The following is a 12,177-nucleotide window of genomic DNA, read 5'->3' on the forward strand; positions in this document are numbered from 1 at the left end:
TACAACACCCGCCGATTGCATTCAGCGCTCGGCTATCTCAGCCCGCAACAGTTCGAAGACCAACACGCCCGGAAGATGGTCAAAACTGCCGCTTGATCCTGTCCGCTCCGAGGGGCGCACTCCATTTTCCGGGAAAAGAGCGTGGCGGTTTCCCTTGGGAATTGCGTCGGAACAAAGAGATGGAACGGCTCGCCGTTTCCGTGAAACGGTGAAACGCTCTATCATTTCGCGGCCTGGATCGCTCATCATGGCAAAACCTCCACCAGACGGGCCTGGTGGAGGTTGGAACTCGTTGTGCGATGGATCGGAGCGGCTGGATCGCGCCGAAGTCTGCGACCTATTGGCTGGCCAGCGGTGCCAGCTTGACCTTGATCACGTCGCCGGGCAGCACCGGTGTTTCTTCCTTCGCCGCGATTTCGCTGGTCTTGCCGTCGACATTGCGCACCAGCGAATAAAGCAGGGTAGGCTGCTGGCCATTGGTGATGGCGGCCGTCGTCGCGGGATCGCTGGCCTGGGCTATCAGGCCTTTCTGCATGTTCACCTTCAGCGCGGCCTCGTTCAGGTCGGCTTCGGTCTGCTGCCGGTCGGCGGCGAGGCTCGAGCTCAACGTGTTCTGGGCATCGATGGCATCCTGCGTCGCCTTGCTGATCGACTGCTTGGCGGTGAGAATGGCCGTCTCGTAGTCGAGGATCTTGCCCTGCAGGTCGGTGACGGACTGCTGCGAATCCAGCAGTCGCGCATTGGCGACCAGTCCCTTCTGCGCCAGCGGACCGATACTGGTGAGCTGCTGCTGCGCCAGGTCGACCTGCTTCTGCTGGTTGACGATCTTCTTCTGCAGTGATTCGATTTCGGACTGAAGGACACTCTTGAGATCGTCGAGCGCCTCGAGCTTCAGCTTCAGCGCCTTCTGATCTGCGGTCAGGATCGTCATTTCGTCGGCGACGATGGTCGGCAGCCGCGGATCGCCCTCGACCTCTTTGGGCGCTTCGAAACTTGCCTTGCCGGCCAGATCGGCATCGATGCGGGCGCGCCTGACGAGCAGCCGGACGCGCTGGTCGTCGGAGATATCGAAATTGCCCTTGGCGGTGACCAGGTCCTTGCCGAGCTGGGGACCGTAATCGGCGCTGCGCCTGATGCCGCCGGCGACGCTGATCGCTTTCAGCACCGTCAGTTCGGGCACAAAAGGAAACTGGCCGGGATTCTGCACTTCGCCCGAAATATAGAAGGGCCGGAACTGCGCCATCTCGACCGAGGCCTCGGGCTTGTCCGACAGAGCGAGCTTGTGCTGCAGTGCCTCGCCGATTGCCGCCGCGACTTCCGCCGTGGTCTTGCCGGCCGCCGGCAACTCGCCGACGAAAGGCACCGACAGCGTGCCGGCCGGGCCGATCGTGTATTCGCCGTTCACCGCCGACCAGTCGCGGAACGTGCCTTCGACGGTCTGCCATTCGGCTATACGGATGTTGAGTTTGTCCTGCGAGCCGAGCTGGTATTCGCCTGAGATGGCGACCTGGGGAAGAAAAGCGAGCGACATCGCAAGGCAGGTGGCCATAAGCCGAGAGCGGCCGGAAAAGCGGCCGCTGCCAAAAGCTTCGAACATGTCTTTTTTCAACTGAACGTTCCGATCCGTTTTAGCCCCATCGCCCGATGAGCTTGCCGCCGGATGCCTGGTCCCGGCGTCCGGTCAGTAGGAGCCGCGTGACATCCAGACGGCCGGCACGGTCTTGATGATGATGCGCACGTCGCCGAACAGCGACCAGTTCTCGACATAGTGGCGGTCGAAGGCGACGCGGCTGTCGTAGGAGACGTCGTTGCGGCCGCTGACCTGCCACAGGCCGGTCAGGCCGGGCCGCGACTTCAGATAGTAGACCGCGGCGCTGCCGTAGATTTCCAGCTCGTCGCGCACCACCGGGCGAGGCCCGACAAGGCTCATATCGCCCTGCAGGATGTTGATGATCTGCGGCAATTCGTCGAGGCTGAGCTTCCGCAACACCGCGCCGACACGGGTGACGCGCGGATCGTTCTTCAGCTTGCGGGTCGCTATCCATTCCGCATTGGCCTCCGGATTGGTGGCGAGATAGGCGGCCAGCACCTTGTCACCGTCCGGAACCATGGTGCGGAATTTCAGGCACGGAAAAATCCGTCCGCCGCGCCCGATTCGCCGATGGCCGTAGAAAATCGATCCACCGTCGGAAAATTTGACCAGCAGCGCTACCATGATGAACAGCGGGCTGAGCGCGATCAGACCAACCAGTGAACCGACAATATCGAAGCTGCGCTTGATGAGGCCGCCGATAGGCGGCGGAAAATCGGTGTCAGCCTGCGAAAAGCCCGCCGTGGCCGACTTGGCAATATCCCTCATGCGGAAACTCCATGCGTTGAACGAATGGTTCACCACACGATACCAAAAAAATGTTGCAGCGCAACACACAATTTCCCGGCCCACTGAAATAGTCACGTCATGAATTGACTAAATAATAAGCTAGCGATGCACATTTTTCAGGATGTTTAGCACAATTGTGACAATAAATGGGCAAGCGTAAAAAAATGCAGCCCTTTTCGCGGCGAATCTGGGGCAAGGCGTTCTCGCAGGCCCGGAATGGTACATATTAGAGCTTTAGGAAGGCGCAAAGTTCCCGACTATTAACATAAAATACTACATAATATTGGGAATTGTACTGAAACGGGTCGGCGGCTGCAGGTTGAGTGAATTGCGGTGGTGTGCGTTGCAGCATGCCAGAGTCGATCGCGCAAGCTCAATCAAAAATATGTGCGGTTGCCCTTGCCGCCTTCTGCTCGCCTTAATAGAATTGCAAATTATACCTGTCAGAGTGGCGACAGGTTGAAAGGCCGGAAGCAACCGGCCGATAGCGGGCACCTCTACAAGCCCGCATGACAAGGGACGGCGCTCGGGTGGGGCTATCGTTTGATATAACCCGGGCCGGTTTATGGGCTGTTGGGTATGTCGCTTCCAAAATTCATCGTTGGGATGATTTTCGCTCTTGCAATCGTCGTCGCCTGGTCATGGCTTGGCGGCGCTTCGCTGGGCATGACGCTGATGCGCGTCATCATCTGTGCCGGTATCATCCAGGCCGGCTATTTCGTCCTCGTCTATGCCATGATCGCCAGGAGTGCGCCGACGCAAGCCGACAGGCTGCGCGAAGCTGAGAGAAAGCTGAGTGCGCCCGACGTGACCGAAGGCGAGAAGCTGGGAAACGCCCGGCGCAGCCTGCATTAGCTCCTGCAAAGGTATCCGCGGCCTCAGGCCACATCGGCGGATTCGGTTTCCGATTGTTCCCCCGACAGCATCCTCGACAGCCGGCTCGCCGGCTTGGCCTTCAGCCGCTGATACTGGCCGACCTCCACGATACGGCCGTCTTCCATCGCCACCACCCAGTCGGCGAAGGCGATCATCGATGGCCGGTGCGCGATGGTCAGGATGGTCATCGCGCCGCGCAAGCCGTCGATCGACCGGGCGATCAGCGACTGGTTCTGCCAGTCGAGCGCGCTGGTCGCCTCATCGAGGATGAGCAGCGACGGCTTGCGCAGCAGCGCACGCGCCAGCGCAATGCGTTGGCGCTCGCCGCCGGAGAGCCGCACGCCGCGGTCGCCGACCACCGTCTTGAGCTGCAGGTCGAGCCGTTCGACGAAGTCACCGGCATGAGCGGCGCGCAGCGCGATCCACAGATCGTCGTCGCTGGCCTGCGGCGCGGCAAGGCGCAGGTTCGCCGCGATCGTGTCATGCAGCAGGAACACGTCCTGCGGCACATAGGCCACCTGATCACGCCAGCGCCGGCGATTGCCGGCATCGATCTCGACGCCGTCGACCAGGATCTTGCCGGCGGTCGGCTCGAGCAGGCCGAGCAGCATGTCGGCGATCGTGCTCTTGCCCGATCCCGAGGGGCCGATCAGGGCAGTGACTTTTCCGGCAGGGAGACCGAAGGTGATGTCGCTCACCGCCGCCTTGCCGGAGCCGTCGTCGTAGCCGAAGGAGACGCCGCGAATGTTCAGCCCGGTATCGAGCGACAGCTTGCCGGCATCCCCGGATTCGGCATGGCCGGGTTCGCGCTCGGCGTCGAAACGGGCCTGCAGGCTGCGCATGGCCGTATAGGCAGGCAGGTTGATCAGCACCTGCTGGGCCTGCGTCTGCATGTCCATGAAGCGCGGCGCGATGCGCATGAAGACGAGAAGCAGAACGACAATCTCGGCCAGCGACAGGTTGAAGCGGACCAGCGCCACATAGATGAACAGGCTGAGGCCTACCACGCTCGCCACCTGGAACACCGCGGTGCCGATCGAGCTGTTGCGCACATAGTCGATATTGTCGGCCTTCATCTTTTCCAACGTCGACCGCAACTGCGCGAAATAGCTGGCCTCGACATTCAGGCTCTTGGCCACCTTGATGCCGCCGAGGAACTCCGAGACCGTGCGGTACTGATCCTGGCGATTGCTGGTCAGGACGCGCCCGAAAGCGGTGGCGCGCGCGCGAAACGGCTGCAGCGCTATGAACATCACGATGCCGATGACGATCGCAAACGCCGTCATCACCGGTGAGATGAACATAGAGATCACGAGATAGCCCACCAAAAGCACCGCGATCTGCACCAGCATCAAAAGCGAGAAGGCGGCGCCCTGGACGCGATCGATGTCGCCGGTCAGGGCATGGTCGAGATCGGAGCTTCGCATGCGCGAGAACACGCCCCAGCGCGCCTTGCCGATGCTCTCGAACAGGTTCATGCGCAAACGGTTGACGAAATCGAAGAGAAGCCTGGCCATGTAGACCGACTTGAAGCGGTTGAATGCTGCCTGCACGGCAACGAGCCCGACCAGCGCGCACAGCACCGTCGTCAGTTGCAGCGTTCCCTCGGGCACCAGCCAGCGCACGAAATCATTGTTCGGCAAGCGGACCGCGAAATCCTGGTCGGCGCGCCCGACCAGGTGCAGCAGCGGCACAAGCAGCAGGATCGAAATGCCTTCCGTCAGGCTGCCGAGGATCAGGAACAGCAGTGCCGTCCAGGTCCGCCGCCCGCCGATCTGGGCGATGACGGCGCCGAACGCGGCGACATCGCGAAACAGCGACAGGCGAAGGATCGAAGATTTCGACATGATTGCGCTCACCGCTGCCGACGGCCGGCCGCCAGCTCTCTGGTCGTGAGGTCCGGGGCCGCCAGATCCCCGGCCGCCAGGTCGCCTTCGATCAGCGCCACGGCCTCGCCAATCCTGTCGAGGCCGGTCGGAACTTCCAGCCGGAAGACGCCGATATGGTTAGCGATTGCTGAACATTGGCGAAGATGCAGCGCCGCGAAATCGCCAGGGAGCGCCGCGCGGCCGAACCGCGTCACATAGGAGAACTTGATGATCGCCGGCAGGGCGGCAATGCCGGGCAAGGGCGTGATCGCGGCCTTCGCACCGCGCTCGAGGACATAGATCCTGGTCGCCGGCACCATGCCGCCGGAGAAGGCGCCATGCAGGCGGTGCTGCATCTTCTCGATCGCCGGATGCACTTGCGGCCGCACCTCCGCCTGGCCAAGCGAGATCGCGGCCGCGGCGTCCGCGGCAAGCTTGATCTGGGGAAAGCCCGGAACGATCATCGGCGCGTCCGGCCTGGCGAGATCGAGCGCCACGACATCGTCGGTAAGCAGATGATGACCGGCCCGGATCATGGCGCTTGCCGTGGTCGATTTGCCGGCACCCTTGTCGCCCATGAAGATGGCTCCCCTGCCGGCCACCGCGATGGCGCTGGCATGCAGGACGAGCAGGCTGCGCTGGTGCAGCAGCAGCGCCATCACCGGCCCAAGCAGTGGAAAGGCAAGCAGGGCGTCATCCACGCCGGGTGCCGGCTCGATGTCGATGCGGCTGGCATCGCTGATCAGGAAGGCGCCGACGGCATGCCAAGCCAGATATTGCCGGTCCGGCTCAAAGCGGAAGATCGTCGCGGCCTCGGACGAAGGCTTCGGCATGTCGATCGTGCCGATGGCGATCAGTATATCCGCCGCAGCCGGCTCCGCCGGCTCCAGCTCGGGCAGCGCCACGTCGGACGCCACGGTCAGGCCGTAAGCCCGGTAGTAGCGACGCTCCCTCGTGGTCCGGCCATGGGAGGGAGGATCGCCGACATATGTGGCGAGCGGCTGGTTGCGCGGCATCATGCGGGGCTCCCGCCGTGCTGGACCTGCCGCAGCCACAACGACAGCGAGGCCGAACGCCAGACATACTGGACATCCAGCGGCGCTGCCTGATCGGGCTGGCGCAGCAGCCGCGCATAGGCGGCGCTCACCTGCGGCAGGTTGACATAGGGCGCGATACGGCCGGCATCCGAAACCAGCAGCTGTTGCAGGAGGTCGCGGTGGTTGCGCACCATGCCGTTGACGAGATTGGCGGTGAAATCGATCTTGTCGCGCCGCCACTGCACCGCTGCCGGCAGGATGCCCTCCATCGCCCGGCGCAACACGTAGCGGCCAAAGCCGTGGTTGAGTTTCTCCTCGCCCGGCAGCGCCAGGCAGAATTCGACCAGCGGCTTGTCCCAGAACGGATAGCGCGGCTCGACGCCGAAATTGGCAGCGGCCTTGTCGAGCACTTCGAAAGAGTGCGGCACATAGCCGTTGGACAGGATCCAGCGATGGCTGAGTGCGTCGCTGGCCTGGACGCCGGGCGGCATATAGCCGGCCCGATGGAAGCGGTCGATGAGTTCGGTCCGCCTGGCCAGGTCCGGATTGATCAGGTCGCGCCAGCTGCGGCCGCGCTGCATTTGCGTGGGCTTGCGTATCCTGTTGAGGGCACGGTTCGCCAGCTGTCTCGCCTTGGCGATGCGCCAGGCCGGTCCGTAAAGGGTCAGGAACTGGAAATAAAGGCCGAGCGTGCTGTCGCCATAGGTGTTGGAGGCGCTGCGAACCTCGCGCCAAAGGTCCAGCCACCTTCCGCCATTGGCAAGCTCGTGCAGATGGCCATGTCCCTGTGAGACGACCTCGTCGCCGCCATGGCCGTCGAGCAGCACCTTGACGCCTTTTGCGCCCGCCGTCCGGTAGATGCCGCGGGTCAGCGTCAGGCCCGGCGCCAGGAAGGTGCCCTCCTGTTCCTCCAGCACCCGTTCGAACTCGGCGAAGGGCGCATAATTGCCGACGGGGATCAATGTCGGATCGGTCTTCTGCTGATCGAGCACCGCATCGATGAAGACCCGTTCGTCCATCGACGAGCCCTTCTCGAAAACCAGCGAAAAGGTCGGCAGCCTGGGTTTCCGCTCGGCGGCGTTCTGCAGGCCGGCGACACAGGCGATCGAGGAGGAATCGAGGCCGCCGCTCAGCATCGCGCCGACCGACGGGCTTCCGCGCATGCGATTGCGCACCGATTGCGAAAACAGATGCGCGAATTCCTCCGCCGCATCCGACCGCGGCGGTCGTGCCGACGGCTCGATCTGCCAGTATCGGCGCAGCACCACTTGTTGCGCGGTGACCGTCAGGCTGTGACGCGCCGGCAGGCTGAAGATATCGCTGTAGGGGGTGGATTGCGGGTCGTCGGGAAGCCCGGCCAGGAATCCCGAAATCCGATGCTCGCTAATGCGCGCGCCGACCCCGTCAAGCCCAAGCATAGGCCCGATCTCGGAGGCAAAGGCAAAAAGCCGGTCCGCCGCGTGGTAGTAGAATGGCTTGACCCCGAAATGGTCGCGCGCGCAGAACAGCAGCTGCCGCTCGGCGTCCCAGATGGCAAAGGCGAAATCGCCCTGCAGATGCACGGGGCAGGCTTCGCCCCAGCGCAGATAGGCCCGCATCAGCAATACGGCGTCCGCAACCGACCTGTCGCGTATGCCAAGCCTCGCCATCAGCTCGTCGCGATTGTCCAGCCGGCAATCGGCGGTGATGGCGAGCTTGCCGCCGGCCATCGTCAGCGGGCCGGGGCCGGCTTCATCCGTGGTGTTGAGCCAGGCGTGGCCAAGGGCGACGATGCTGTCCAGCCACCATGAATTTCCGTCGGGACCGCGATGGCGCATGCGGGCCAGCATCCGCTGGATATCGGTCGCCGCGTCCGCCAGCGCGTGTCCCCGGACCGTTTCAGCGTGTCCTCGGACCGCTACCGCGTGTCCCCGGACCGCTACAGCGTGTCCCTGTCGCAGCAGGATTCCGGCCACGCCGCTCATCGGCTGCCGTGGTCGACCAGATGCGCGAAACCATCGACGGAGCCGCCAAGCACGACATGGTTGTCGCTGACCAGCCAGGCATGCGCCTTCAACTGCTCGCCCGTGCCGCGTTCGATGCCGATGCGGATGTTGGAGGCATTGCCCTGGCGCGCGAGAATGTATTGGCCCGAAAGCGCCTGGGTAAGGCAGGTGGCGCGCGGCACGAACCGTGCGGCCGCGGCAACCCCCCAGGCGACGAGCCGCAGTTCGCCCATGCTGGCGCACTGGCGCGCGTCGAGCCGGGTCACCATGCCGCGAACACGGTTGTAGGAAAACAAGGTCAGCCCCAGCCGGACGGTCGCGACCACCAGCAGGCAGTGGCAGAGGAAAAGGGCTTCCGAGCCGCTCAGGGACAGGATCCTGGCCAATCCCCGGCCGGGCCGGCGTTTGGCAGCCCTCGGTCTTTGGTCCATCGCAGGTCTCTGCCGCGAGATCATGGCCTTCTGCGGAACCTGCCTAGACAAGTGCCTCATTGTGCAGCCTCGCAAGTCCGTTTTCGGCGAAGCCCTTAAGCAAGGCGTCGACGTCAGCCTTACAGCGCTCGGCGTCGACATTGTAGCGCGCAAGCACGGCGCTGCGGATATCGGCGATCGACTTCGGCTCCTGGATCTGCTCCCAGATGAACGCACCGACGCTGTTGAGGCTGTAATAGATATTGGATTTCAGGTTGAGAAGCGCGAGGCCATCGCCGAATTCACAGGCCACCGCATCCCCGGTGGCACTTACGCAATCGTGCTCGGATGGGTTCCAGTTCATGCCAAAACCTCGTTAGCAACACACGGTCTACGCGTCGTCAGTTCAAAAAGCGGAAAGTCGGGGATTTTCATCCCCGGCTCCATTTGCGGTCTTCAATCCTGGAGGCCCAACGTCACTCCTCCAGAACCAAGCTAGTCTCAGGAGAACGTCAGGTCGCCAATCGGGGTGTGCGCCGGAAACGACGCGTCGATTGCCGTGCTGCCGCCACCGCCCTGGGTAATGGTTTCGATCGAACCATGTACTGTCAGGCTTGGCGTTTCGTACTCATGCTTTTCAACATTCTGTTCCATTTTACTCTCCACTGAGGACTGGAAACGGCCTGTCGAGTGCCGTCAGCACTTTCATGCTGCGATGCAATAGCTGCATAGCAACATTTATGAGTCAAGCCTGATTTACTTCTGGTTAATCAATTACGGGTTGCGGACGTCACCATGCGTGTGCGGAATGCTCAAGATTCCACCTTTGTCGAGTTGAAGCTTGATGCAGTCTGCCTTCAGCGCTGGCGATTCTTTAAGCAATTGAATTTGCTTGCATAAAAAGTTCATGGCGATGACGCTTTTTTAGGCATGTCTAAAATGATGGATTCTTGTCAGCCAGCTGGTGTCGATGATCAGCTGTAGCGCCACGATTGCGTCGGAATTTCAGCCGAATGTTGCGCCGCATCGAGGAAGCGCGGCAAACGCTCTGGTTGCAAAATTTCGCACTGCGAAAGGAAAGACTTTACGGCGTCCAGGTTTTTGAGGATGCTTTGTTTCGCATTTGCAGCATAAACGCCGTGCAAACCGCATTTTGGAGACCATGCGCTCAATGGCCTTGCCGGAAAGTTCCTATGAACGACTGCGCGCCGCCGACTGTGCCGACGAGATTGCCTATGTGCAGGCCTGCCTGCGGTTGTATTTCTCAGGCGCGGCGGCTCTGGCCGGCAATGTGTCGACGCCGAGCCTTTCCGCCGCCGCCGTCGCCGATATCGCCAGGCTGAACAAGGTCGCCACCTTCGTTTTGAAAGCGCTGTCGCGCGCCCCGGCCACCGAAAGGCCCGCCGTACTTTTCCAATGGCTCGACACCTATCGCCGGCGGACGGTGTCGATGAACGCCGCCTGTCTCATGGATTCGATGGCGATCCATCGGGCGCTGCGCGACAGGCAGATCGATTTCGTCTTTCTCAAAGGTCCCTTCCAGCAGCATCTGCTCTATGACGACCATTTCATGAAGCCTTCGGGCGATGTCGACATCCTGGTTTCCCCGTCCGGATTCACGAAAGCACGCAATGCGCTGCGCTCGATCGGCTATGAGGTCTCAGGCAAGTCACGCTCCCTCTGGTGGGTCCGCTTCCTTGGCGAGCAGCACATGATCCGTGGCAACGGGCCGTCCACGGTCGACCTTCATTACCGCCTCCAGCAGCCCGGCTCGCCCAGTCCGCGCGATGCCGACGGTTTCCTGCGGCGCAAGCGGCTGGTCGAGATCACCGGCACCGAAGTGCCGTTCACATCGGCCGCCGACACGTTGATGCTGTCCTGCATCAGCGTCGCCAAGGCACTGTTCAACCGCGAACCCTGCGCCGGCTATGTCTGCGATATCAGGGCCAGCGCCAACCGTCTTGGCGAGGCCGATCAGCAGCGTGTGCTGGATGCAGCGGTGAGCCAGGGGCTGGACGACACGTTGCTGCTCGGCCTGCGCGCCGCCGATGTGCTGCTGGGCGCCACCGGCACGCTTCTGTCGGAGCGGGCCAAGCCGGTCTTGTCGCGCATCGGCAACGAGGACCTGCTCAACATGGTCATCGCGCCATGGCTGTCATCCTTGCGGTGGCCGCAGCGGCGAACGGTGTTGTGGGAATTGTGCGGCAGGGCTCCCGTCCGCTACCTGGCCGAAGCCGGCTGGGCAGCGTCGGCGGATATCAGCCGCCGCATCTTCGAGCGGCCGGCCAGCCCGTGATGGCGGTGGTGTTGCAATACGTACAGGGCGAGGGCAAATCGGAACCTGTGCAAGAGGCTAACCCATGTCGATGACGAAATCAGAGGTCTGCGTGATCATCGCGGCCAAAAACGCGGCACGCACGATCGCGGTCGCCATCGCGTCCGCATTGCGCGAGCCCGAGGTGGCGGAGGTCGTTGTCGTCGACGACGGCTCTACCGACAATACGGCCGAGGTCGCCCGCGCCGCCGACGACGGCAGCGGCCGGCTCAAGGTCATGCGCCTTGAGGTCAATCGTGGCCCCTCCTTCGCGCGCAATGCCGCGATCGCAGGTTCGAAAGCGCCGTTCATCAGCATTCTGGATGCCGACGACTTCTTCCTCGGGGGCCGGTTCCGCAATCTGTTTGCCGCCGCCGACTGGGATTTCGCGGCCGACAACATCATGCTCATCAGGGATGATGCGACTGATGACGCGACCAAGATCGTCGCTCCGGATTTTGCCGCCGATCCGGAATTCCTCGACTTCGAGCGCTTCGTCGAAGGCAACATCTCCAGGCGCCGCGTGCAAAGAGGCGAGCTGGGCTTCTTGAAGCCGGTGATCAGCCGCGCCTTCCTCGATCGGCACCGATTGCGCTACGACGAAAGCCTGCGGCTGGGCGAGGACTACGAACTCTACGCCCGCGCGGTCGCCCACGGCGCGCGGTTCAAGGTCATCCGTTCCTGCGGCTACGGCGCCATCGTACGCGCTGATTCGCTCAGCGGCCGCCACAAGACGCAGGATCTGAAGCGGCTGGCCGACGCCGATCTGGCGCTGTTGGCGATAGACAGCCTGCCGGAAGGCTCCAAGGCGGTGCTGCGGCGGCACGAGCGGCATGTGCGCGACAAATACCGGCTGCGCAATTTTCTCGACGTGAAGGCCGAGCGCGGGCTGGCTTCGGCCGCGGCCTACGCCTTTGCAAGTCAATCCAACCTGGTCCCCATCGTCCAGGGCGTGGCCTTCGACAAGCTGGAGGCGCTGTTTCGGCGCGTTGGCCTTGTGTCCAGGCAAAAGCGCGTGCCGCCGTTGCGTTTCCTGATGGCCGGGACCAGTGCGGGCAAGGAGCGGTAAGGGGCGCCCGCGTCACCCCTCAAACAGCATTCGCACTGTGCAAACCATTTCCACTGGATTTAAGAGTTTACGAATTGGGTGGTTGCCTCACGGCTCCGACGATGGCAGTCTATGTTGCGGTGCAGCAAATCGAACGACCAACCGAATTGGCCCCCGATCGGATTGGTCCGACGTCTCTCCCGTCAAAGGAGTTGGACGATGCGGTACGAGCTTTTCAGCCCTGCTTGCGGGGATCGGC

The 12,177-nt window shown here is 62.7% G+C and carries 11 protein-coding genes; 3 read left to right on the forward strand and 8 right to left on the reverse strand.

Translation table 11 applies throughout. From position 1 onward, the window contains the following. Positions 1–337: 337 nt before the first annotated feature. Positions 338–1,597: a polysaccharide biosynthesis/export family protein gene (locus CK228_RS05295; RefSeq protein WP_179295820.1), complete on the reverse strand. Its 1,260-nt coding sequence runs from the start codon at positions 1,595–1,597 to the stop codon at positions 338–340. 84 nt (positions 1,598–1,681) lie between these two features. Further along, the gene (locus CK228_RS05300; protein ID WP_095771942.1) at positions 1,682–2,359 is read right to left on the reverse strand and encodes a sugar transferase; all 678 of its coding nucleotides are present in this window, start codon (positions 2,357–2,359) and stop codon (positions 1,682–1,684) included. Positions 2,360–2,959: 600 nt separating this feature from the next. On the opposite strand from CK228_RS05300, the gene CK228_RS05305 reads away from it, so the two are divergent. Then, on the forward strand, positions 2,960–3,235 hold the full coding sequence (locus CK228_RS05305; protein ID WP_095771639.1) for an exopolysaccharide production repressor exox: 276 nt from the start codon (positions 2,960–2,962) through the stop codon (positions 3,233–3,235). Positions 3,236–3,258: 23 nt separating this feature from the next. Here the strand turns inward: CK228_RS05305 and CK228_RS05310 are convergent, their stop codons facing one another. The 6 genes from CK228_RS05310 to CK228_RS05335 all read right to left on the reverse strand — a co-directional run bounded on the left by CK228_RS05310 (position 3,259) and on the right by CK228_RS05335 (position 9,210). Then, a complete protein-coding gene (locus tag CK228_RS05310) occupies positions 3,259–5,103 on the reverse strand; it encodes an ABC transporter ATP-binding protein (RefSeq protein WP_095787150.1) in 1,845 nt (614 codons plus the stop codon). Positions 5,104–5,111: 8 nt separating this feature from the next. Further along, a complete protein-coding gene (locus CK228_RS05315; protein WP_095787151.1) occupies positions 5,112–6,143 on the reverse strand; it encodes a serine kinase in 1,032 nt (343 codons plus the stop codon). Continuing rightward, a complete protein-coding gene (locus CK228_RS05320) occupies positions 6,140–8,125 on the reverse strand; it encodes a lasso peptide isopeptide bond-forming cyclase (protein ID WP_095787152.1) in 1,986 nt (661 codons plus the stop codon). Before CK228_RS05320 ends, CK228_RS05315 begins: the two co-directional genes overlap by 4 nt. After that, positions 8,122–8,577, reverse strand: a complete 456-nt coding sequence (locus CK228_RS05325) for a lasso peptide biosynthesis B2 protein (protein WP_245437976.1) — start codon at positions 8,575–8,577, stop codon at positions 8,122–8,124. Before CK228_RS05325 ends, CK228_RS05320 begins: the two co-directional genes overlap by 4 nt. Positions 8,578–8,620: 43 nt before the next feature. Continuing rightward, entirely contained in the window at positions 8,621–8,920 is a 300-nt protein-coding gene (locus CK228_RS05330) for a PqqD family protein (RefSeq protein ID WP_095787154.1), read from the reverse strand. 137 nt (positions 8,921–9,057) lie between these two features. After that, on the reverse strand, positions 9,058–9,210 hold the full coding sequence (locus CK228_RS05335; protein ID WP_010913078.1) for a lasso peptide: 153 nt from the start codon (positions 9,208–9,210) through the stop codon (positions 9,058–9,060). Between the two features lie 517 nt (positions 9,211–9,727). On the opposite strand from CK228_RS05335, the gene CK228_RS05340 reads away from it, so the two are divergent. Both CK228_RS05340 and CK228_RS05345 read left to right on the forward strand, forming a co-directional pair. After that, the gene (locus CK228_RS05340) at positions 9,728–10,852 is read left to right on the forward strand and encodes a nucleotidyltransferase family protein (protein ID WP_095787155.1); all 1,125 of its coding nucleotides are present in this window, start codon (positions 9,728–9,730) and stop codon (positions 10,850–10,852) included. Between the two features lie 64 nt (positions 10,853–10,916). Continuing rightward, complete coding sequence (locus CK228_RS05345; RefSeq protein WP_095787156.1) at positions 10,917–11,939, forward strand: glycosyltransferase; 1,023 nt, start codon at positions 10,917–10,919, stop codon at positions 11,937–11,939. Positions 11,940–12,177 lie beyond the last annotated feature (238 nt).

This window comes from Mesorhizobium sp. WSM4312 (assembly GCF_002294875.1).
GTDB lineage: Bacteria > Pseudomonadota > Alphaproteobacteria > Rhizobiales > Rhizobiaceae > Mesorhizobium.